The following is a 22,307-nucleotide window of genomic DNA, read 5'->3' on the forward strand; positions in this document are numbered from 1 at the left end:
AGCAAAGCGTATGAGCAAATGCAATTATAGATTACCCGCCACTGAAGTAGCGAATCCGGTACGCCCCAACTATACCGGATACCAATGTAATAGAGATGCATGGGAGAGTGGAAAATGTATCTGGCATGCAAATAGTCCAAACAAGCCAATATCCGAGCTGCAGAAGGAGTTTGATAGGTCTGGAAGAAAACTTGTAGGAGCGAAACTATACAGTATTCACTTTGAGGATAGTATTGACTTCTCTGAAGCAGATTTGTTAGAAGCTGATATCAGATCCTGCGACTTCCGACACGCAGAGATGGAGAATGTCGCTTTTGCAGGGTCAAAAATACAAGATTCAAATTTTAGCGGCGCAGAACTAAGCTATGGTAATGCTGTGTTCTCAGAGATAAAAAACGTAAATTTCGATCAAGCTAACCTGTACAGATTTTCATTCGCGGAATCTGAAATGAGTAACGTAAATATACATGGTAGAAATATGGAAAAGTCTACTTTTAGTGCGATAGACCTGTCTAGAGTGAATATACCAGATATAGATTTTCACAATGTGAATTTTTCTGGTTCTAACCTATATGATCGGGATTTGAGAGGTAGTAGTTTTATTGAGTGTGACTTTTCAGGGGCCGATCTCACCGATGTGGACTTCGGCGGGGTTGGGTTGAACGATGGGGTCTTCACAGGAGCCACGATGGCTGGTACGCATTTCGGAGGGGCTGATCTAACTGACGCGACCTTTGGGGAAGACGATTTGACAACATGTGGTTTCGGAGGCGCTACACTGGAAGGCGTAGATTTCGAATCGGCAGATCTGTCTGGACAGGACTTGTCCGGTCTGAACATGAGAGAATCTAATCTAAACGGGGCCGACCTATCTAACGCCAATATGGAGGGAGGGAATCTTCAGGAATGCGAACTGGAGAATACAGTAATAGAGGATGCAAACTTACGAATAACCGATTTGTCTGGCGCATATACGTATCAATGCTATATGAATAAGGTATGGGTCAACAGCGAATCAACATTCTACCCTTCTGGCTATGACGAGAAGGATAATCCAGAATACGACAAGTCAGCCCGTGTATACCGGAACTACCAGAACATATTCCGAGAAAATTCGCTTCCAGAAATATCTAGACGGTTTCGAATATACGAGAAAGATATCAGAGTCAAATCGAAGATATCTGAGTCTCCTATTGTAGGAAGAGTGAGTCTGCTGTCAAGATGGGTGTGGCTGTACGCTGAAAGCTGGAAACGGATATTGGCGACATCGGCAGTCATAATCGCACTTTATTCTGTGCTATATAACTATATGAGCGTGAGTGAAGCGTCACCAATATCGAGCAGACAAGTTGTCCTAGGCCACACGATCAACTTCCCGGGTATATCATATGATATCATCAACGCTATATATTTCAGCGTATCAACTTTTACAACACTAGGTTACGGTGATATTCAGCCAAATAGTATTTTCACCAGAATTCTAGCCGGATCGGAAGCACTCGTTGGAAGCTTGTTAATAGCTGCACTTCTCTTCGTCATCGGTCGGAGGACCACATGGTGAGACCAAAATATCCCTGACCTGTAACTCCAATAGATTCAAGTGACAGCGTTGCGCGGATAGCAGTAGCTAAAACAACCGCGCGGGCCGGGGATGTTGTGAGCATCCCCGAAACCGAGGAACCAGTTTGCCTCTATGACCACAGACAGGGCCACCGGTATTGACACTACCGGACCGGCCCAAGCCGAATCGGACGACCAGATAACTTAGTTGCTCCACCGTGTGGAAGCCCTCGAAGCCGAAAACGAGTAACTCCATGCAGAGTCGGCGAAGGCCCCGGCCACCTGTTGAAGACGACTGCTTGCACCCTTCATGACTTGGTTGGCTGGGGTTCCAAAGCCGCAGTCAGCTCATTGGTGAGAGTGGTACGTTTAGGCACCTCAATCCCAACCTCCTGGAAATGAGCATCGAGGGCTTGGTGGCTCGTCGTGGGACTCTCACCTGTATTGCCGATTACCTGTCCAGCTTGCCAAATGATGGAGTCAATGCGCAGCAACGAGATATGATGGCCGATTTTCTCACTGACTCGCTCCATCACTGCCGCCCAGGCAGCCATGACCTCATTCGCCTCGGTAGCATCTACAATTCCCGAAGTCTCTGAGACTCGCTCGACTTGGAGATCACAAGGGATCGGGATATCATAGGGAAACTCCAGATACTCGCCGGTTTCGATAAGATGGGCTATATCGTAGATCTTCATCGAGAGAACCACTGTCTTCTTTCGCTTCTCGTTCTCGATACCAGCCGCGAGTTGCTCCCAGACCTCGAACGGTTCCGCATTACGGTGATTCGTCAAAAACCAGTCTGGGAACCCAGAACTGAGCAGCTTCTCCAGCCGGGCGCTTTTCATATCCTTCAACCTGGCATTCACCGGCGTTTTCATGAATTCCCACAGTATCGCTTCCACATCGGCGAATGATTCCAAGACACCGTGCTCGAGTGAGACTTCAGTGAGTGTCCGCCAGAACGCTTGTGCATCGCCATTGAGCTGGAAGTCCTGCGTCGTCGCACAGATTACTAATAGTTGAACTAGGTCGAAATCCTCGAACTCCTGATAGAGCCTCTCGATAGTACTGTACTCAGGTTCGAACTGGTCGAAGGCAACGATTCCTTCGTAACCAATGTCTGCAATCGCATCCGACACCACTTCTACGCGTTCCTTTCGCATAATTCTAGATGTCCTTAGCTAGCAACAAATACTTTGATAGTATAAATTAGCCGCCAGTTTATCTGCTCGATCTTTTTGTATCACAGACGCTTGAATCGCCGACCCTTACCCCCAAGCTCTTTCTCCCAATCCGTCAGCTCACTTTTCAGATCCTCTATAGTGCTTTCAGCTTCGTCAACTCGTTCCTCCAAACTATCACTACCGCCATAACCACTGCTTCGTGAGTACAGGTCGTCCTGCAAATCCTCGACGTACTCTTCTAGATCTTCCAAATCCTCTATCCGGTCTTCTAATTCATTCGTTCTACTTTCTAGGCTATCTCGGCCTCTATATCTCCCGAATTTCTCATAGAGTGAGTCCTTCACGTCCTCTATCTCTTCTTGAGCGTCAGCAATTTCCTCTTTTGCGGCATAGATCTGTCTTTCAGTAGCGTTCACCTCGTCTCTGGTGTTGGATATCTCCTCTTGAGCGCTATTCACTCCTTGTCTGGCCTGGTTCACCTCTATCCGCGTTGTCTCTATCTCACTCTGGATAGCTCCAATTTCCAGTTTGTAGACGCCTAGCACTCCAAGATCCAGTAAGATGCCTATGAAAATCGATATACCTCCCAGTACTGGTTGGGCGGTGAACGCTGATGACCCACCGATAACGAAAAGAGCACTGACAATCACCAAACCTAGTTTCAGCGCAAAGGCGTTGTTCCTGACCTTCTCTTCTGTTTCATGGGCGAATTGCATTCTGACTGTGAATATGAGTCGTCTAACAAAACTACTCGGGGTACGTCTTCCTGCTCGCTACAGGTCTAGTTATTCTTCTATCGCTCGTGACTCTTACCTAACATTGGAACGGAGGTTTGGACTCAACGTTCGGTAAGACTGTCTGGCACAAGCTGCTCAATATTTCATATATGAATACACATATTTTTCCATATGTGAATCGACATTGGCGTGAGAGAATACTCACAAATCGAAGGATCGCTCGATGATCCATATATGAACAACCGAGAAGACGGTCAGATACTCCAGAGTAAATCTTACGCTGAGTGATACTATTGTTGATGCAAGACCCCCCGGTGGTCCGACAGCACGACCGGACAGCTCAAACGAATCGAACCGACCACGTACTTGCTGACTCTCAAACACTCCTACTCACGATCACAATTTCTTACCTAACATCATGAGGGGAATTTCGACTCTGCGTTTGGTAAGATACCTCGAAACTCTGGAAACAGTGGAGTATCGACGAAAACAACTCCGTCTCCCTGCCAGCGACAAGACCCTTCTCGTGCATTTGATTCAGCCGAGAACCAATCGTCGACTAAGTGAGCGGCAGCTCCACGGCGACTTCGTTTGCTGTGAGTACTGGTTCGCCGGCGAGATCAAGCACCTCGAGCACGTCTCGATCGGTGACTTTCTCACCAGATCGCTCTCCTTTGCCGCGGTGTTGATCGCTCATACATTCTATTTTCTCTATATGTAAGTCCGCTATCTACGGAATCGACTATCGAATCTGTAAGAAGTAATTGAAGCGAATCGGTTGCTGTGCGGATGATGAGACGCTCTATCTAACATATATGTGAAAATGTATGAAAACATGTATTGAATCATATTGTATGATTTGCACTGAGCGAAATGTTAGCTAGCGAGAGTTATTTGCGCCTGTTAGAGAACGCTGTACATCTGTACTGTTCCGAATGAGTCCTCAAAGCGTATACACTCTGGTTAGTTACTCACCATAATTTAGTGTACACTGATCACAATAGTTCACATAAATATCTAGGCAAAAAATTGAATACAAACAGTACAAAAAACAATAGCTGAGCTATGAACCGCTCACGACGAAAGTTCCTACAAGATGCGGGTACAGTCGGGGCAACTGTGATCGGTGGGCTCTCGATAACAGGCGTGGCCGCGGCACGCTCGTATTCCATCGACAGTAGTCTGAGAAAGACGGCTGAGGTCACTGGGAACCAGCTTGACACAGCAGTTGATTCGGTTTCGCCGGGCAGCCCACTCGTGGGACTCGGCGACACTTGGGCCGCAGTGCAAAACGAACGCCGAATCAACGCGGTATACATGGCGGCTCATGCTGCACTCGAGTCGGCATGGGGGCGGAGCAATATCGCTCAGGAGAAAAACAATATCTACGGGTTCAATGCGCGCGACATTTGCCCCGCCGAATGTGCAAGCGGCTATTCATCGTTTGCTCAATGCACTCGTGAGGTGATGGCGTACGTCGATACGGAGTATCTCACGCCAGGCGGCGACTGGTATGAAGGAACGTCGCTACGCGCGATGAACGTCCACTACGCTACCGATGATAGATGGGCCGAAAAGATAGCTAGTATCATGAACAGTCTCGACGCCGAACTCCCCGATGGGAGCGGCGGAGGTGGCGGTGGAGACGGCGGCAGCGGCGGATTCAGTGATGGTCAGCGAGTCAAATCAACTGTCGATTTGAACACCCGCTACCGTCCAGGCACCGAATCACGCATACTAGACACGCAGCCGACTGGAACGACCGGCGAAATCATGAATGGTCCCGTCTCAGAGGACGGTTACACATGGTGGGGTGTTCACTGGTCGGACGATGTTTGGGGCTGGTCGGTCGAACGGTATCTCGTAACCGCCTGAGTTGTCAGCTCGGCAATCCACTATACAAACTACAATCCACTGATGACACGACAACATACTCGACGAACGTTCACCAAAACGCTCGGTGTCGCCGCCGCGGGATTGACGATTCCAGTACTGGGAAGTCAGCGAGTCAGCGCGTTCACTGATGGCGACCGAGTCGAGTCGACGACCAGTCTCAACACACGACATCGACCCGGAACGGAATCACGCGTTCTGCAGACGATGTCGCCTGGAACGGTTGGAGAAGTGATGAACGGCCCTGTAACTGAAGACGGCTACACGTGGTGGGGCATCCACTGGCTCGAAGCTGATATCTGGGGCTGGTCGGTCGAACGGTACCTGCAAGTTGCCGGTGACGATAATGGCACCGGTAAACCATCGGTACAGTATGATCAAGCCGCATCGGGCAACTATGCAAGTGCAAGCCGAACTGCTCAGGATATTCGCTGGGTGATTATTCACACCATCGAAGGACCATATCAGGCAGGAATCAACGTATTCAACGACCCAGGCTCGAACGCCAGTGCCCACTACGTCGTCGGCAACGAGAGAGGGCAGATCACCCAGATGGTCAGTGACAGTGATATCGCCTACACGGCCGGTAACTACGACTATAACACTGCAGGGATGAACTTCGAACATAGCGGGTACGCTACGGAGAGCCACCCCAATAGCCTCTATCAGAACTCTGCCGATATTGTTAGTTGGGTTTGCGAAGAGTACGGAATTCCAAAAGTTCACCCAAGTGGTGTCGCACCAGCGGATCCATCTACCGATAACGGGGGGATCATCGGCCACGAGCAAGTGCCCGATCCAAACAACCCGTCTCTGGGGGGCGGTGCAAGTCACCACACCGACCCCGGCCAAGGCTGGGATTGGGACTACTTTATGAGCCTCCTCTGAGGGGTACTCGATCTTCTCTTAGAATATAGCGTGTTCGTTAGGCGGTCTTAGTAGGATTTGGCCGTGGTAATGTTCCCTTCAGCGGTGCGCACAGCGACAGTGTCGCCATCGTGATTCCAGACTGCTCCAGTAGCCCTCCCAGCAAACATCGATATTGCTGTTCAACCCCGCACAAGTGCGTAGATAGAGGCGGATGGAGGAGCAAATTCCCGTGTGTCACGACGGCGTATCTTCTGGTGGCGAACCGCCGACGAACGGTAGCGCTGAGGCTTACCCGGCTGCATACCGTTGCGAGCGCATGGGGAACCAGCGCCTCGAACCCATCTCTGCAATCGAGGACCCACCCGATCCGCCGGAAGGGTTCGGCGCGTGGTCCGAATACACCGATCCGGGCGGTCGATGGCTACCGAAAGCAGCGAAGGCGGGCGCGTTTACGGCTACGACAGTGGTTTCGGGCTTCCTGTTCGCGTTCGCGCTCGGGGCGGTCCCAGGATTAGATATGATCTCGTTCGGTGCGGTGACGCCCGCGACGGCGCTAATCGCGGGTTTGGCGGTGTTAGTGTCGCTTGTGGGTGTTCACGAGGGGCTGCACGGCGTGGTCGGGCATTTCATCGGCGCGGATGTGTCATTCACGTCCGGGCGATACGGGAGCTTCCGAACCCTCTCACGGCACGCGATACAGGGCCGCCGAGAGACGATCGCGTTCTACCTTGCACCGCTGATCATCGGTACGCCGCTCTGGTTCGGCGTGCTCCTTGCTGCGGGTATGCTCGAAGCTCCGCACGCACTGCTGGTCGCGAACATCGCGCTCGCGGCGAACGTGGGCGGGTCGGCGCTCGACTTTTATCATGCGTGGGGGATCGCGAACCTGCCGAAAGACTCGGTGGTCTACAATACTCGTTACCGGATGCTCGTTGCGGTTCCACTGAACGTGCCGAACAATGCTATAGCAACTAGCGAGTGAATCCGTCAATTGGCTATTTTTATCTTTTTGAAAAATGCTCCAAATCAGGGAACTTGTCGTTTGTGGCAGGAGTTCCTATTTCGAACAATTCCTTCAAATCATGCCTATCTGAGATGTCCGCACCATCATTGAGATCGCTCATAGAAATGATCTCGTCCTGTGGCACTGTTACGTACTGGGCATAAATGGCGTCCTGCGGTCCTACTCCGTCTGTATGCCAAACGTGGATACCAACCGTGAAATTTGAATCGTGATCAACCGATTCTTTTGCGTATTGAAGTACGCTCATCGGTGGTGGTGACCGATGGATCGGAGTCGCCTTCCATTCTTTTGGGAGAGTCTCCGGTCTGATCATAAATGGTGCGGTAAATGTCTGGTTCGTTGTATTAGAGGCGATCGCATTACCATAGGGATTGTGAAAAAGCGGGGTCATTGAATTAGAGTGGAGACGATCTACTACTCTCTTCCATTCGCCACTCATCAAGGGGATAGGCGTCTTGTACTCGACTCCGTTACCATCGGCATAGTATAGCTCCGCTCTCAGGTCATTTGCAGGGGCGCGTCCAAAGTTGGAGAGTTCAAATTCAACTGGCTCAGAGTGATAAAGTACGAAATTATCGAATTCATCGCTATCAAGATACTCTTCATAATCTTCTCGGGACGGAATGCTATGTCTGTCTAGCTGCAGTATTGAACTTTGAGTGTATTTGGCTAAATCTCGCTGTTGAGCATATACGACGCAGACCGCAGCGGTCAGTGCAACCATCGCAAGAGATTGTAGGCCGGAAAATAGATTTCCAGCTGTATAGGGGGGCTTAGAAACTGAAATTATATCGATCACACCACGTACCTCCAGTACAGCCCAGATTAACAGTACAATTGCTGTGCCAACAACACCACCCATTTTCTGGCGATCCATCTCCTTTATACACATGTTGAGTGAATCTACTCAGTGATCATACAAAGTAAGATATGACTCTTCCTTCTTCTCTCTACTTCTACAGTCTTGTCCGCGTATAGCATGCGATTCAAACAGGGGAACTGATCGCGACCGAAAGCTGCACCGCACCGCCGGAGACCTCCGCAGTGAGTATCCAGATTCAGGTAGCAGCGTAGCTTGGTGGATGGACAGGGAGACATCTACCCGGCCAGCCAGCGGGCAGTACCAGTTACTCCCGGTCGCCAGCCAGGGGACCGCATCGTTGCCAGCCGGGGGTTTTGAGAGTGGAGCGACGTACTCTTAGCCGGTGCTGCCGGGGCAGAGGGTTGATCTGTGACCGTCTCTCCACGGGTCACTTCGCCGGAAACGCAACGTACTCTAATTGGACAGTTTAGAACTCCATACAGCAATTCTCTAGTTGGGAATCAAAACGGCCGATAGTATATACTACTCAATTACGGACGCCACGACGTATCGAGTCTAACAGGGTGCCCTTGCTCCCACTCGACGGCGAAGACTGCATCTGGAAGCGAGCTGAGTCGCTGTTCTACGACATCAAGCGGATGTGAGTCGATGAACGCTGCCCGCTGGTGAGTGATAGCCGTTGCTCCATCGTTCACTTGTAGATGAACTGGCCCGAGGTCATCGTGTGTGTCGTCCTGATGCCACCCGACGAGCAAACCGCGCTCAGGCTCGATCCAATTGAACCAGTAGTACTCGTACGAATCGCTAGTCCGTAGTTGAAACCCGATTTCGATCCGCGCATCAGTCACCGGGTACTCGTCATCTTGAAGAAATCGCCGTGGATTCACGTTGGCGATGACCCGGTACGGGCCAGCCTCGCGTGGTTCAGCCCGTCGTCGACGAACGTTTTCGAACGCACCGCTGAGCCGATTTTGGATGCGGTCGTGGAGCCGCTTGCTCTGTAAGTTCGTCCGGTTAGCGAGGAAGATAACCATTAGGCGAGTGTCGACGGCGAGTCAGTCCGCGGTGAAGAGAGTTCAACGACGTCATCATACAGTTGGAGAGCATGCTTCACGAGTCCGAGCTCCGTATTGATTGCCTCCCATGTCGCGACCACATTGCGACGTTCACGAAGCTCCTCGGCCGAGAACTCTTCGTCAGCAAACTGCTCTCGAAACCCAACAAGTGAATCGACGTCGTACTCCGTCGCTAGCTCTTCTTGTTCTTCCGTCAGCTCTGTGAGCTGGCTCTCTAGTTCGTCACGCGAATGAGCCTCAATCAGGTCTGTTACCTCGTCGAAAAGCATCCGCACGGGGTTCAGATCGTAGGCCTTCGTCCCATCGATAGTCGTTTCAGCGACCCAGTCGTCACTCTGCAGTCGCTGAAGCTCATCGTCAGCTGTCGCGCGTGAAACATCTGCCAAGTCCGCAATTTCCTGCACCGATGTTGGCTCATCCAGCAACTCTGCGACGTGCCGGACGCGCTCGCGCCCACTCGTACTCTCTGTCCACGACCCCGGACTTGATTTCATCATCGTACTAGCTCTTGCACCGCATAGTGCAAATAATTTGCCTTCGATCAAATAATCGAACAGGGTTCGACCTCCTGAGGCATATCCCTCTAAGGGGTGTTAAGAGGCGCATCGTTCCCTAACTCTTCAATTCGAGAACACCGAGGGATACCACACTTCTCCTACCACTCGCGAGGGCTTTGAACTACAGTACCTCCCGAAGAACCGTTATCTACGTGGAGTGCCAAAATAGAGTGTGGGAGAGATCCAGGTCCAATGTGACCAGTGTGAATACCAGATTTACACTGATGGACGGCCCGACCCGCTCGATCATGCCCGGCAAGTACTGGTTGAGGACCACCTTCCGAAACACGGGGAGTAGACCGACCACAATTACTGGTTTTCGACGCTCTCACTGACTACCAACTGGTTTACGGATTCTTACCTAACATTAGAACGGAGCTGTCGATTCAGTGTTTGGTAAGACACTTCGGACTCTGCGGAAACGATGGGTGTCACCGAAAGGAAAATCGAAGTCCTGAGGCTGACGCAAAGCCACTGCTGACGCTATTGCGCGACAATCAGTCACATATGCCAGTCGCGATGTTCTGGTGTAAGACGTGCAATGAAGGTGTTGAGGTCAAAATAATAGGCCGGCGACCGAACGGTGAATCGAATCTCGGATATCGCTGCTCCTGTCGAAGCAGGCGCATCGGACCATCTGACATCGGACCCGAAGGATTACCTCCGGATGAACAGATCCCATCCAACTGGCAAAGGGTCAACATCTCGTAGCGAGAATCCTCTTTCACCATCCGCTTGAGAGACTGATCATCGGGGCTCTGCAGTTTTGTTGGTTACCGGCTGGCTCGCAGATTCTTACCTAACATCTGAACAGAGTCCTCAATCCGATGTTTGGTAAGACGCTTTGGGAGCTGTGGAAACAGTGGGATGGTACCGCAAGAGACCTGAACATAGGGGGGTATATTAAAAACCGGCTCTCATAATCAAGCGCTTGGATATATTCGCCGAAGTAACTCCCGACGCAGTGCTTGATCTCTTTGATGAGATACGGGGGCCGGTGCTCACAGCGGGCGACGTGGCCGACGCGTTCGACTGCTCGGCGGAAACGGCCCGCCGAAAGCTCCGAGAGCTAGAGGCGGATGGGCGGGTTGACTCGCGCGAGTCGCGGTCGCGTATCTTCTGGTGGCGAACCGACGACGGGTAGTGGTACACATCGAACGAATACTATTGTTGTCTCCTAACTACAATAGAGCCGCTTAATGACTCTGATTGCGCTGAGTGCTACCAGATGCATGAGCACGTGAGGATTCAAGTACGCATAACGCGATGTATACTGAAGATGGCCGATGTATGGAATGAGAGGCTGCTTTTCGGTAGACGAAAAGATGCCAGAAGGCGGGTTATTCTGGCTTCTCTCCTGTTGCTTGTGATTTCCTCGGCATATTTCTATTTATTGACTAGCCCAGAAATGGCACTGCCTCGATGGTTACAGGTCTTCTCAAGGTGGGAATACTACGTCTGCTTTGCTGTTCTGGTTGTCACTGCTCTTGGCATTTATGAGAGCGGATTAGTACTCAGCTGGGCGGTCGCGTTTAGCCTCTTCTTTGGAATGATAGCAAACGGTGGTGGAATTGGAATAGGAAGCTCAACCCCGAATCCCCTATTTTTCTTGCTTGTAGGGATCATTGGTGGTTTGATTGGGTCGGTGACAGTGGGAACGCTTGGTTTTGTCCTCGGAAGGGCTGTCCGCTCAAGCGGAGTCGATTCCTAACTGCCACGTCCCTATCGCTCCCTGTGGCTCGGTGGCGAACCGGCGAGGAACGATAGCGCTGAGGCTTAACCGACTGCATACCGTTGTGAGCGCATGGGGAACCAGCGCCTCGAACCCATTTCTGCAATCGAGAACCCACCGGACCCGCCGGAGGGATTCGGCCCGTGGTCCGAATATACCGATCCGGGTAGTCGATGGCTGCCGAAAGCAGCGAAAGCGGGCGCGTTCACGGCGACGACAGTGGTTTCGGGCTTCCTGTTCGCGTTCGCGCTCGGTGCGGTTCCGGGCTTAGATATGATCTCGTTCGGTGCGGTGACGCCCGCGACGGCACTGATCGCGGGTCTGGCGGTGCTCGTGCTGCTCGTGGGTGTTCACGAGGGGCTGCACGGCGTGGTCGGGTACTTCATCGGTGCGGATGTGTTGTTCACGGCCGGGCGATACGGGAGCTTCCGAATCCTTTCATGGCACACGATACAGGGCCGCCGAGAGACGATCGCGTTCTACCTCGCACCGTTAGTCATAGGCACGCCGCTGTGGTTCGGCGTGCTCCTCGTTGCGGGCTATCTCGAAGCACCGAACGCGCTGCTCGTGGCGAACATCGCGCTCGCGGCGAACGTGGGCGGGTCGGCGCTCGACCTCTACCATGCCTGGGGTATCGCGAACCTGCCGAAAGGCTCGGTAGTGTATAATACTCGCTACCGAATGTTGGTCGCGACTCCAGTGAACCACCCTAGTACGGACCCGGTCCCTGAGTAGAGAACCAATTAACAAACCGAGTCGAGGTCGTTACTGAGGACCGTCCGCTACAGGTCGCGTGTCTGAACGGTTTTCCGGTCGTTATCGTCGGCTCGACGAGCAGCATCGGCAAGGAGTTCTGCGACTTCTTCATCAAGTGCATCGTAGAAGTCTGCCGAAACGTTCATCTCTTGAAGCTCGTCTTTTACAGCCGACTGGACGATGAGGTCTGCCATCAACGGGCCAACTCAGTTTGGCCACTTATAATTGCTGGCTGGCAGAAGATCGACATACTTGCTTCCATACAACCTATTCGAAACGGAGAACAGAACTGCGGCACTTTGTAGAGCTTTAGATCTACGTTTTCATTATCGAGATATTATCTACTACCCTCTTAATCATCGGATGCGCTATCTGTAGAGGTGACACGGGTGATTTCGATCGAGTAATCTTGCTCCGTTGAGTTCGATGCGCGGACATCGGTGGTGCCAGCGATCGATACGTTCTCGTTTCGTGCTTTGGTAACGAGGTCACGAAGTCGTTGCTCAAACTCATTGTAGTTCATTGTGAATGATCTCGCTGCTGAGTTGGTCACCGTCCTCGGTATCTGTATTGGTAAGTACCAGAAAATACCTACATCGAAAGTCCTACAATGGTTTTGATCGTTCACATATGACGTAATTTGGCCGAAATAGCCGAACAACTCCTATCCTACGATCGTCGCAGAGGTCCGTAGATCTTACTCCTGACGGCTGAATGAGTTGGACGCAAAACAACTCGCTATTTATCGTCAGAATCCGAACTCGGCCCCCGAAGCAACTGTTCAATCTCGATAAGCCATCGATGTGGTCTATCGGAGATGGGTTCGGTGACGACGACGCTCCCTGTTTCTTTGCGTACTTCTTCGACCTCGACTTGAGCAGACCGATCAAGGAAGTCCGTCGATTCAGGATCCACCTCTGCGTTGAGCAGTTCCGGGTCTGCTACGTGGTGATTGACGTAGAGCACGTCCCCAACTTCGATGTTATCAATGTCCATGGGTCATTCTATCTACTACAGATCCTAAAAACCGAGCCATCAAATTGAAATGTACGTGAAAATGCTGACTCGGTGAGAGTAAGAAATAGTAGCATACCTGTTAGTATTTCAAACCATGTCTGACTAACTTTTCACCGATGGTTTATCAACCACTTCTCGAAACTAGATGGACAGATATGGCATGTATCGTCCGAGGAACGATTCCAGCCGATGAATTCGCGTTGTATAAAACGTCAATGGCAATTTCGGATGTCGAGTTCGAGGTAGAGCGGCTGGTCGAAAGCGGCGACGGCATGGTAATGCCGCTGCTTTGGATACGAGGCCCAGACCCCAGAACAGTCGAAAAAGCGTTCGCCGAGGACCCCAGTGTACGAGATGTCTCCCTCCTCGCCGAATTCGATACAGAGTCCCTCTACCGTATGGAGTGGACCCAAGACGTGCAAGTAGTCGTTCAAATGCTGACGACCGCGGAGGCGACTGTCACGGATGCGTATGGGCGTGATGGGATCTGGATGCTTCGAGTACTCTATCCCACACGCGAGTCGGTCACGGGGACCGTCGATTTCTGCCGGGAGGAAGGTCTCACATTTGACATCGAGATGGTTCGCGAATTCGAGGGCAAACCGGCTGGCCGGTATGGTCTAACGGACGACCAATTCGAAGCACTTCGAGTCGCTCACGAGCAGGGATATTTCGATATCCCGCGCAAAGCCACCGCAAAAGAACTCGCTGAAGAGATCGGTATCTCCCATCAGGCACTGTCCGAACGTCTACGTCGGGGGCACGACGTTCTGATCGAGGACACGATCATCGTCGGCTCCAATTCGAGTGAGACGGAGACCGACAACTAGCAATCGAATTCAGTGAGACTGGTCTTGAATACCGTAAGTTAATGCTCGCTGACGCCCTAACTCAGCTGATAACTGACCTTCCCGCTCTCGAATTTTGAACATGGTTCCAGCAAATGGGATCCATCAGACAGGCAGATATAGCTTCGTGTACCCGCTCCGCAACCCCTTGGGAAAGTACTTACTGCATTCCAAGCCGCATCCTCCGTAATGTGCGATGATGTTGACCAGGAACTCCTTGATCTCCCACCGAGCGCAAAGCTTGTATTTGTGGTTCTTGAGGAGGAAGGCCCGCTCACACAGAAACAAATCATTAAAAATACACTTCTTTCACCACGTACCGCCCGATATGCTCTCACTCTCCTCGAAGAAATCGGAAGAGTTTCTGCGGATATTCACTTCGCTGATGCTCGTCAGAGCATCTACGAAACCACAAGATAGCTGTCCAGTATCGTTGGCACTCTGATAACTACCGCTCATTTTTTTGGCAATTCCTCCATGCATATATTTACTTCTCCAGTTTCAAGAGGAGTTATAATGGAAGAACGGCTTCGAGAGCTATTGGTCAAGAGTCGTGGTGGTGCGACACGTGCACAGATTGTCGCTGCAGTGGAAACACGTCCGCGAAGCACTCATCGACTCGCAGACGATCTCGATTTCGATGATAAAACGATCCGGCACCATCTCCGCATTCTCATAGAAAACGGTGTTCTCCAGCGCAGTGGCAACGAGTATGGAGCAGTCTACTTACTTAGCGATCGAGTGCGCTATCATCGAGAACTGCTTGACGAATTAGTAAGCCTCTCGAGCTGAAAGCGGCGCTCGTAGAGGACGAAAGTCATTACAGTGAAGGACTACTGAGCAAATAGCATATCTGCTCTATAGCATCTTTCCATGCGCTCCTGGGGCTAGTAGTGACTCTCCCCAATGTGATTCCACCGATTAACAATCAAAAGGCCGATATAGGTCCAATGAATAATATTATGAATGGTATTAGACCAAACCATTGTAGAGACGTCCAAGCCGAACGTCATCAATGCGATTCTCGGAGGTGAATCGACGAAAGTCCTCTGCGTGGGATTTGACGAAGATTTGGTCGACGCACTGGGCGAGATACTTGGAGAGCTAAACGATCCTCCGGAGGTCCACCTCCTTACAACAGAATCCGTCCTCAAATGGGCTCGAGATGATTTCGTCCTCGCCAGTAAGGCAGCTGACCTCCTCGAGAATGGAACGCTCTCGATACGCTCAAGCGAAAATCCCTTCGAGAATCGTTTAGTCGTTACCGAAGGCTCAGTTGTCTCCCTCATCACTGCAGGTGAGTACACGGCTGGATTACCCGCGACTCATGAGGCGTTCACTGGAGCAGTCAATGAAAAGTGGAGCATTCGCTGGGATGAAGCCGAGCAATTCTCCCTCCGAACACCACCACGTTCACAGGTTGAAGAAACTCTTGGCGAGGAATTCGGCTCGGAAGTTGAGGCAGACTTCCGCACCATGCTTGATGCGATTGAAACCACTCGTGGGGACGAAAGACTGAGTGGAACGGACGTGAGCCTCCTTGTGGCCGCTAAGCACGAGCTGTTGCTCTATGATATCTCGAGGTGGGGTGAAGATGTGGGTGTCGCAAGCAAGGCTACCTTTTCACGAAGGAAAACTCATCTCGAAGAAAACGCCCTTATTGAGACCGAAACAGTCCCAATCGATATTGGCCGGCCACGGCTTCGACTGCTTCTCGGAAAGAGCGAATTGCGAGAAGCTGCGAGCGATGAATTGCCGGCAGTTGCTGAGCAGTTGCTCTCATAGAGCCACGTACAACCAGTATTAGGTCATCCACTCTTCACATTTGTTTGAATGGCAGTGGTTTCGGCGATATCGTTTCTCTCATTGGAACAGCCTGGGTTGGTACCGTCAGCGTAGTACTGATTGAAGTTGCGATAATGCTCGTCGACCGTGACAGCCAGCGGCCACTGTTGCTTGTCGGGATTCTAGGGTTGGCGGTGATGCTCGGGACCCCCGATCCGGTGTTCTGGATTATGATATCCGGGATTTACCCACGCCGACCCGTCGTACAACCGGAAGGACGGCAATCGTCTTCAGTTGGGGCCTGAGCTTTGTCGTGGTACCGACCTTCTTTCTGTACTACCTCGCGCCGGTGGTGATCGAGGCGCCGCTGCAGTTCGGCTTGCTCCTCGCTGCAGAAGTGCTCAAAGCGCCGAATCCACTGCTTGCGACGAACGTGGGCGGGTCGGCGCTCGACCTCTATCACGCGTGGGGGATCGCGAACCTGCCGAAAGGCTCGGTGGTCTACAATACCCGGTATCGGATGCTCGTCGCGACTCCGGCGAGCGAGCCCGCAACGTACTCCGGTCCCTGAGTAGCGACCGAACACGCTGGTGAGTGGTCTGGCTGAAGATCTTGCAGTGGTCTTCCCAGCCAAGAACACGACCGTAGTAGCGCACGTACACAGGGGTCGGACAGAGCGGTGCTAAGGCGTGGTGTACAATTCAGGATCAGTTTCGTGGTAATCAAAGCACAAACACGAAGATCGCGCCAGCGACCATTGTGCAAATGAAAGCGCCCGCAAGTGCCAACCAGGGACGTGAGGTAGGCTCGCCTCCCTAGATATATGCGTCTGGATTCCGGTAGGTGTAACCAGCAGCCCCAAGCTAGAATACTCCCGAAATCAGGCTATATCCGATTTCACAAATTTCTCTATACCAAATATATCTTCTTCAGCGACGATTCACCGCTTCATTGCGAACCGGCTCTGACCGATCTGAACAGGAGACCTAACGGTAACCGATACGTTACCCTCAAGATCATATAGCAAACAACAATACTGAAAACAACTATTTTAAATCTCTTCTTCAATCACACTTGACAGCTGTTCTGCGGAACGTGAACCGATTATTACTGGATTGCCGCTTTTCAGAGAAAGCTTTACTCCCTCACCACGGTTTGTGGTGTATGCACTAACTCCAGAGGACCATCTAACTCCCAGACCGCCCGTCATCATGCCTACTTTTTCGATGTCGCATTTCTCGATTTCCGAAAACAGTATTTTATGATACGACCGTGGGAATGGCCCGAATCGAACATATACACCATCCTCCCGAACTTCTGTAGTGAGTTGTACTGAATATAGAACGACTGCGATCGCTATTGGGACGACGACACCAATACCGGTCAGTAGCGAGATGACTCCAATAACCAACAGGGAAGCCCAAATTAGTGGTTCGCGCATATGCTGCTTCTCTTCGAATAGGATCGTTTCTGCCATGTTCGAAGATAATCCGTCTCCTATTTATAGATAACTAAATGCCTCTGACACTACGACATTATCAACTCGTTTTAGTATCTATAAGCTGCCCGTCAAAATCTACCCCAATTTGGATCTGCTCAGAAGCATACAAACCCCGCGTCAAGCTGATATGGCTATTGCTTCGATATAACTACCCTATATTGAGTTAGTATTCTCTCTTGGTGATAAGATCTTCATCCCACTCTATCTCAAAGAGCCGAGCATTACAATCATTACAGGTGGAAGCAACCACGTCAAATGAGCGACAGCAAGATTCCACGATTTCCTCTTGCAGTTCAATAACACCATCGCAAGCGGGACATCTATCAAGAAACAATCGAATACTCATTAACACACGCGCCCTCTCGGAAGGACTGAGAGTAGACCACACAGCAATCCGTCTGTGCAGTTCATCAGCACCAGACATATCTGCGAGAACCGCTGCGGTTGAGCTCCACTGGCCAATGATTTTGCTTCCGGAATAGGCTATAAAAGCATCCCCCTCTTGTTTGATTTTGATCCGTTCATTGGTTGAGGTCACACCAAGAATATTATCGATACTTTCCTCTTCTATTGACTGATCACGCATTCTTCTCATATTGTTCTCTAATTTTGACTGGAATTCCGAGGATAAGCAAAAATCAGCTGTTCGATCACACGGTTCTATCACGCCTGCAGTAAGAAGCATCTGTTCGGGATCTAGTTCGGTACTTTCGTTTTTTAGTGTTCTTTGATCGAGTTTCTTATCAAACAATTCAAGAACAGGCTCAGGGAGATACCGTTTCGTTAAAGCGGGCGTTCCAGGAACAAGATACCCACGGAGGTAGATTGAGCCAAGTGAGATCAGGAACAGACTACCGCCTACTGATTTTGATGTTTGTTTTGAGATCAACAAACTTGCCCCCCCTCCTATTGCAACGTTGACCGCTGAACAAGGGATACACCGATTTTCACCAGTATATTCTGGCCTTTTGAGTACATCTCTAACTCTTCTTATGTAAGGAATGATTTCAGTAATGATCTCTTCACTTTCCACACCCTAGATTTATAGTACTACTGTATATATCTTCTTCTGGCATGGTCGATAAACCAAGCCGGGCAGAGAAGAGGAAGGATAGAAAGCTGAACATCAATCGGCGAAGCGCACTGAAAAAGGTAGGTGCGGCAACTTCTCTAGCGGTGACACCATTTGCTATCAGTGGCGGCGCTGCCGCCGCAAGTAGCTCTGATATCGAAGAACTACACGGTTGGAGGAAATGGGCAGCAATCTGGGAGGCTAAGCACACGGAGAGTTACAGTGAGCTAAGACAGTACTTTGAAGAGAACACCAGCAAAGATTTCGACTCGAGAAATGCAAAAGTGTTTGAAACAACTGACGACAGTGGTAGCAAGTACAAGGTTGTTTCTTTCCTTGCAGATGCAAATGTTCAACCTGATCCATCTGGTGATTACAAAAAAGCGAACATAGCGATTCGCTTGGAGGATGGTTCATCAACGATGGGCAAGGCTACGAGAACAACTGTGGAGAATGGGGACCCAACCCAGGTAACAGTGTACAACATTGAAGATGGGGCAGTGGTCCAAGATTCTTCAACAATTGGTATCGCTGAACCCTCCTCAGATTCCTCTGGAAGTGGGGACTTCACAACCCAGGCTACTGCAAAGTGTAAGGGTTGCAAATTGTTAGTCAAGGCAGCGTGTGCCATTGGATGTGGAGCTGGAACCGCTGCAATTTGCGTTCTCGCAGGGGTAACTACCCTCGTTGGTGGGATCGCCTGTGGTGCGGCGGCCGCTGCCGTGTGCTTTGTAATAAGCGAGTTCGGATGCAATCGCGGCGCGCCCTTTATTTGCAAAAGAGCGAAGGTACGTGGAAAGACACTTTGTAAACGATAGTCTAAAAACTAAAATAAAATCCACATCTCCACAAGTTCTATGATGGTGATAGATTCAGTTCTCGGTCGAGCTCTGATCCTCTTTTTTGTGCCTTTTTTACTCGTCGTATTCCTCAGCTATATAACCGGTGCCAATGTTAGAGAGTGGATGCTCTATGGTATTGGGATCGGAATGGTCTTTGCCATTTTCAGCCTGACTCTCAAATAATCACAAAAGCCAAATTTTTGACGGGGTATTGTGGTGTGACCACCGGTGGTGTTACATAAATCGACTTAGACTTGATTGACTCACTATATCGCCCTTGACGTGCTTGCGGGCGAAACCGCGAGCGGTGATGGGCGCAATCTCGAGACCGCACTCGTCGGGCGTCTCGGCGCTCACCTTTTTCTCGCTGCCGTGGGCGTGCTGCCAGGGGACGACCCGCACATCCGAATTCCCGCTGCCGATCCACGTCCTGACTTCCAGGTAGGGGACGAATCGACTGTGAGCTCGGGGAATTGGATACCACAGAGATGGTTGACGTCGGGTGCATCCACCTGATGATATAGGATGATCGTCTCCCGACTGCCGATGCTGTAGCGGGTGAGCTCGTATCCAGCGGGCGGCTGGAATCCTGTCTCGTTGATTCGCGGATGGGACCATTCGCTTCCGTGGCCTTCCATCCATGCGATCGCGTCGTCGAACGCCTCCCCAACGGCCTCCTTCCGGCGGTCGCAGTGATCGTCGTCGCTCTCAAAGCGATACTCGCCGATCTTCTCCCAACTCTCAGCCCCCATCACTCGGTCGTCGGTGACGATCAAGTACCCGGTCCCCAGGCCGCCGAACAATCGGACGGCGAGCGAGCCCGCGACGTACTCCGGTCCCTAATCGAGAGCGAACCGAACGCTGCTAGCAGCTGACCGAGAGCGAACGCGGCACCGACCCGCCCCGCGCCGCCGGGGGCTTCCACACTGGACTTTCAGACTCAGGTAGCAGCGTAGCTCGGTGGAAGGACAGCTAGACGTCCACCCAGGCCAGCCAGCGGGCAGTATCAGTTACTCCCAGTCGCCAGCCAGGGGAGCGCATAGTTGCCAGCCGGGAGTTCTTAGAGTGGAGCGACGTACTCTTAGCCGTGCTGCCGGGGCAGAGAGTTGATCTGTGACCGTCTCTCCACGGGTCACTTCGGCGGAAACGCGGTGTGCTCTCAGTCGGACAGTCGGGCCTCTCATAGCTGCTCTACCCGGTGGACAGTCGGGGAACTCCATAGCGGATTTCGTGTGTTCTCGCCTGCTGCTCTCGGTGGACAGTCGGGTTGTTCTCTACAGCGGTTTTCGTTGCTTACAGCCTCTCACCCGGTGGACAGTCGGGGATCGCGTTTTGCGGCACCATCCTGGCGGCTCATACCCCTGCTTGGACGTTGCAGAAGTGGCCTGCACACTGCTGTATAGCGTGATTTCCGGTGTTTCTCGCCGGTTCGGTCACTCCTGGCGCTGCTGGTACTGGCCTCGTCTCGGTGTGGTCGTTCACTCCTCGTCGTTGCTGTCGCGCTGCTACACTCGGTCGGCACCCCCTGGTTCGCTCTGGTGGGCACCCGGAGTAGCTGATCCGGTACTATGCTGCTGAAAATACTCGAGGATTTTCTCACGGGCTGGCGTCGTGCTCGCGCTGCTCCACCCGGCTGGCTGGCCCAGGTTCGTCGCGTCGGTCGTCGTCGCTCTCAGTAGTGTGTCGGCCTGCTGGCTCCCTGGCTGGCGCTCTGCGTCGTCGCGTCAGTATCGCGGTGTTGCCACGGGCCTCATTCCGCCGTCGCTCTCTGCGGCTCTGTGCGGCGCTCTCGTCGCTGCTGTTCTCGCGGGGTTCCATCACCGCTGTTCTCCCTAGCTGTCGTCGTCACGGCGCTGCTGGTTCCTGCTGGATTCCTGGTGTCGTCGTCACCGCTGGATCGTCATTGCTGGCCGCTGCTTCGCGCCCCGGGCTGTCCCGGTGATCGTCGCCGTTGTTGATCGGCTTCATCGCTGGATCGTCGTCGCTGATCCTCTCGTCGTCGCGGCACTGCTGTCCTCCTGGTCGGCGCTGGATCGTCGCCCTCTGGACTGTCCCACTTATCACAATCTTGGGTAGTTGTTTCGCCCGCTGATCGGACTCTCTTACTGGTCCTTCAGTCGCGCCGTGATCACGTCGGTATCGTCGTCGGTCCTCACCCGCTGTTGTGCTCGTCGCTCCCGGTGGACTGTCCCGGTGTCACTCACTGCTGTTCTCGGTCAGGAACTCAGCCTGTCTCGCCCCCTGGACTGTCGGCTCAGTCTTGTGTCGGTTTTCTGGTTACTTCAACCAGTGTCGCCCCTCCTGGGTGCCCGGCCTGCTGTCGCCGCTGTCAGTCGTCGCTTGGATCTGTGTGCGCTCACTCAGTTGTCGGCGCTGTCACTCGCCTCGGCAGTGACGCGGATCATCACCGCTGCTGTTCAGTCTGATTTTCTCGGCGCTGTCAGCGCTGGTCTGACCTCATTACTGCTAAAACGCTCTCCATCCCCGTGGGGGTCCCCCGGTAGCGGTGGGGTCGGTGCCGATGATTTACAAGTAACAACCAGTAGTTATTTACAACCTTGACAACTTCTTTTAAGTATGGCAGATACCGGGGAAACCGGCGGGAGTGATGAAATGGATACCCTCGATGACCTCGTGGAGAGCACGCGCGGTCCCCGTGCTGGTATCCTTGAGGGTATTCGGTTCCACAACGGGGTAGCCAACAGTCGGGAGCTTCGCCAGTATGGTGATATTCCCTCGGGGGTATATCATTTCAAGACTCTGGTAGAACAAGAGATAATTGAGGAAACGGGGCAGGAACATGGTGGGCGTGGGGGACCTGCTACTGTCTATGAGCTAACTGACTTGGGGGAGAAAGTAGCGGATGAACTTCTCGGTGAGTCGGGTGGAATGAGCACCATCGCGGAACTGGAAAAGCAACTTGATGAGCAGGCAGAGAGAATTGAAGACCTCGTTGATGCCTACAATGATATGGCAGATTTAGTAGAAGAAATTGACGCCCGGACGGAAGACCTGTGAGCGGGTCGG

The 22,307-nt window shown here is 52.0% G+C and carries 24 protein-coding genes; 14 read left to right on the plus strand and 10 right to left on the minus strand.

Going from position 1 to position 22,307, the window contains the following annotated elements; translation table 11 throughout:
* The first annotated feature begins 10 nt into the window (after positions 1 to 10).
* Complete coding sequence (locus D3261_RS02955; protein ID WP_120068685.1) at positions 11 to 1,561, plus strand: pentapeptide repeat-containing protein; 1,551 nt, start codon at positions 11 to 13, stop codon at positions 1,559 to 1,561.
* Positions 1,562 to 1,868: 307 nt separating this feature from the next.
* On the opposite strand, the gene D3261_RS02960 is transcribed toward D3261_RS02955, so the two are convergent.
* Complete coding sequence (locus D3261_RS02960; RefSeq protein ID WP_120068688.1) at positions 1,869 to 2,726, minus strand: N-glycosylase/DNA lyase; 858 nt, start codon at positions 2,724 to 2,726, stop codon at positions 1,869 to 1,871.
* An 80-nt stretch (positions 2,727 to 2,806) separates the two neighbouring features.
* The gene (locus D3261_RS02965; RefSeq protein WP_120068691.1) at positions 2,807 to 3,463 is read right to left on the minus strand and encodes a hypothetical protein; all 657 of its coding nucleotides are present in this window, start codon (positions 3,461 to 3,463) and stop codon (positions 2,807 to 2,809) included.
* A gap of 1,086 nt (positions 3,464 to 4,549) precedes the next feature.
* Here D3261_RS02965 and D3261_RS02975 point away from each other — a divergent pair.
* The 3 genes from D3261_RS02975 (at position 4,550) to D3261_RS02985 (ending at position 7,229) form a co-directional block, all read left to right on the plus strand.
* On the plus strand, positions 4,550 to 5,359 hold the full coding sequence (locus D3261_RS02975; protein ID WP_120068697.1) for a glucosaminidase domain-containing protein: 810 nt from the start codon (positions 4,550 to 4,552) through the stop codon (positions 5,357 to 5,359).
* Positions 5,360 to 5,611: 252 nt separating this feature from the next.
* Positions 5,612 to 6,265 (plus strand): N-acetylmuramoyl-L-alanine amidase, encoded by a 654-nt coding sequence (locus tag D3261_RS02980; protein ID WP_120068700.1) that lies wholly within the window; start codon positions 5,612 to 5,614, stop codon positions 6,263 to 6,265.
* A gap of 298 nt (positions 6,266 to 6,563) precedes the next feature.
* Positions 6,564 to 7,229, plus strand: coding sequence for a DUF3267 domain-containing protein (locus tag D3261_RS02985; RefSeq protein ID WP_158589333.1), 666 nt, complete (start codon positions 6,564 to 6,566; stop codon positions 7,227 to 7,229).
* A gap of 19 nt (positions 7,230 to 7,248) precedes the next feature.
* On the opposite strand, the gene D3261_RS19595 is transcribed toward D3261_RS02985, so the two are convergent.
* On the minus strand, positions 7,249 to 8,148 hold the full coding sequence (locus D3261_RS19595) for a hypothetical protein (protein WP_147464896.1): 900 nt from the start codon (positions 8,146 to 8,148) through the stop codon (positions 7,249 to 7,251).
* 979 nt (positions 8,149 to 9,127) lie between these two features.
* On the minus strand, positions 9,128 to 9,667 hold the full coding sequence (locus D3261_RS20280) for a winged helix-turn-helix domain-containing protein (RefSeq protein ID WP_199693889.1): 540 nt from the start codon (positions 9,665 to 9,667) through the stop codon (positions 9,128 to 9,130).
* A 991-nt stretch (positions 9,668 to 10,658) separates the two neighbouring features.
* Here D3261_RS20280 and D3261_RS03000 point away from each other — a divergent pair.
* The 3 genes from D3261_RS03000 to D3261_RS03005 all read left to right on the plus strand — a co-directional run bounded on the left by D3261_RS03000 (position 10,659) and on the right by D3261_RS03005 (position 12,194).
* Positions 10,659 to 10,871 (plus strand): helix-turn-helix transcriptional regulator, encoded by a 213-nt coding sequence (locus D3261_RS03000; RefSeq protein WP_199693891.1) that lies wholly within the window; start codon positions 10,659 to 10,661, stop codon positions 10,869 to 10,871.
* A 135-nt stretch (positions 10,872 to 11,006) separates the two neighbouring features.
* Complete coding sequence (locus tag D3261_RS19600) at positions 11,007 to 11,438, plus strand: hypothetical protein (protein ID WP_147464897.1); 432 nt, start codon at positions 11,007 to 11,009, stop codon at positions 11,436 to 11,438.
* 93 nt (positions 11,439 to 11,531) lie between these two features.
* Positions 11,532 to 12,194: a DUF3267 domain-containing protein gene (locus tag D3261_RS03005; protein ID WP_120068709.1), complete on the plus strand. Its 663-nt coding sequence runs from the start codon at positions 11,532 to 11,534 to the stop codon at positions 12,192 to 12,194.
* Positions 12,195 to 12,241: 47 nt separating this feature from the next.
* Here D3261_RS03005 and D3261_RS03010 read toward each other — a convergent pair whose 3' ends face one another.
* Entirely contained in the window at positions 12,242 to 12,409 is a 168-nt protein-coding gene (locus D3261_RS03010) for a DUF1931 domain-containing protein (protein WP_120068712.1), read from the minus strand.
* Between the two features lie 544 nt (positions 12,410 to 12,953).
* Positions 12,954 to 13,211: a hypothetical protein gene (locus D3261_RS19605; protein ID WP_147464898.1), complete on the minus strand. Its 258-nt coding sequence runs from the start codon at positions 13,209 to 13,211 to the stop codon at positions 12,954 to 12,956.
* A 176-nt stretch (positions 13,212 to 13,387) separates the two neighbouring features.
* On the opposite strand from D3261_RS19605, the gene D3261_RS03020 reads away from it, so the two are divergent.
* The 5 genes from D3261_RS03020 to D3261_RS03040 all read left to right on the plus strand — a co-directional run bounded on the left by D3261_RS03020 (position 13,388) and on the right by D3261_RS03040 (position 16,436).
* Complete coding sequence (locus D3261_RS03020; protein ID WP_120068719.1) at positions 13,388 to 14,062, plus strand: helix-turn-helix domain-containing protein; 675 nt, start codon at positions 13,388 to 13,390, stop codon at positions 14,060 to 14,062.
* A 207-nt stretch (positions 14,063 to 14,269) separates the two neighbouring features.
* Entirely contained in the window at positions 14,270 to 14,500 is a 231-nt protein-coding gene (locus D3261_RS03025; RefSeq protein WP_120068722.1) for a MarR family transcriptional regulator, read from the plus strand.
* A gap of 96 nt (positions 14,501 to 14,596) precedes the next feature.
* Positions 14,597 to 14,872: an ArsR family transcriptional regulator gene (locus D3261_RS03030; protein WP_120068725.1), complete on the plus strand. Its 276-nt coding sequence runs from the start codon at positions 14,597 to 14,599 to the stop codon at positions 14,870 to 14,872.
* A gap of 174 nt (positions 14,873 to 15,046) precedes the next feature.
* On the plus strand, positions 15,047 to 15,865 hold the full coding sequence (tbsP, locus tag D3261_RS03035) for a transcriptional regulator TbsP (RefSeq protein ID WP_120068727.1): 819 nt from the start codon (positions 15,047 to 15,049) through the stop codon (positions 15,863 to 15,865).
* A gap of 313 nt (positions 15,866 to 16,178) precedes the next feature.
* A complete protein-coding gene (locus D3261_RS03040) occupies positions 16,179 to 16,436 on the plus strand; it encodes a hypothetical protein (RefSeq protein WP_120068729.1) in 258 nt (85 codons plus the stop codon).
* A 480-nt stretch (positions 16,437 to 16,916) separates the two neighbouring features.
* Here the strand turns inward: D3261_RS03040 and D3261_RS19610 are convergent, their stop codons facing one another.
* Together D3261_RS19610 and D3261_RS03045 are read right to left on the minus strand one after the other, a co-directional pair.
* A complete protein-coding gene (locus tag D3261_RS19610) occupies positions 16,917 to 17,342 on the minus strand; it encodes a DUF6141 family protein (RefSeq protein ID WP_147464899.1) in 426 nt (141 codons plus the stop codon).
* Between the two features lie 187 nt (positions 17,343 to 17,529).
* Positions 17,530 to 18,399, minus strand: a complete 870-nt coding sequence (locus D3261_RS03045; protein ID WP_233553849.1) for a hypothetical protein — start codon at positions 18,397 to 18,399, stop codon at positions 17,530 to 17,532.
* A 41-nt stretch (positions 18,400 to 18,440) separates the two neighbouring features.
* Here D3261_RS03045 and D3261_RS03050 point away from each other — a divergent pair, with 41 nt between their 5' ends.
* A complete protein-coding gene (locus tag D3261_RS03050) occupies positions 18,441 to 19,256 on the plus strand; it encodes a halocin C8-like domain-containing protein (protein ID WP_120068732.1) in 816 nt (271 codons plus the stop codon).
* A 377-nt stretch (positions 19,257 to 19,633) separates the two neighbouring features.
* On the opposite strand, the gene D3261_RS03055 is transcribed toward D3261_RS03050, so the two are convergent.
* Together D3261_RS03055 and D3261_RS20825 are read right to left on the minus strand one after the other, a co-directional pair.
* A complete protein-coding gene (locus D3261_RS03055; protein WP_147464900.1) occupies positions 19,634 to 20,056 on the minus strand; it encodes a hypothetical protein in 423 nt (140 codons plus the stop codon).
* Between the two features lie 1,069 nt (positions 20,057 to 21,125).
* Entirely contained in the window at positions 21,126 to 21,248 is a 123-nt protein-coding gene (locus D3261_RS20825) for a hypothetical protein (protein ID WP_255409185.1), read from the minus strand.
* A 609-nt stretch (positions 21,249 to 21,857) separates the two neighbouring features.
* On the opposite strand from D3261_RS20825, the gene D3261_RS03060 reads away from it, so the two are divergent.
* Positions 21,858 to 22,298 carry a hypothetical protein gene (locus D3261_RS03060; RefSeq protein ID WP_147464901.1) on the plus strand — a complete coding sequence of 147 codons (441 nt, stop codon included), beginning with the start codon at positions 21,858 to 21,860 and terminating at the stop codon, positions 22,296 to 22,298.
* Positions 22,299 to 22,307 lie beyond the last annotated feature (9 nt).

Source organism: Halococcus sp. IIIV-5B, assembly GCF_003602035.1.
GTDB classification, from domain to species: domain Archaea; phylum Halobacteriota; class Halobacteria; order Halobacteriales; family Halococcaceae; genus Halococcus; species Halococcus salsus.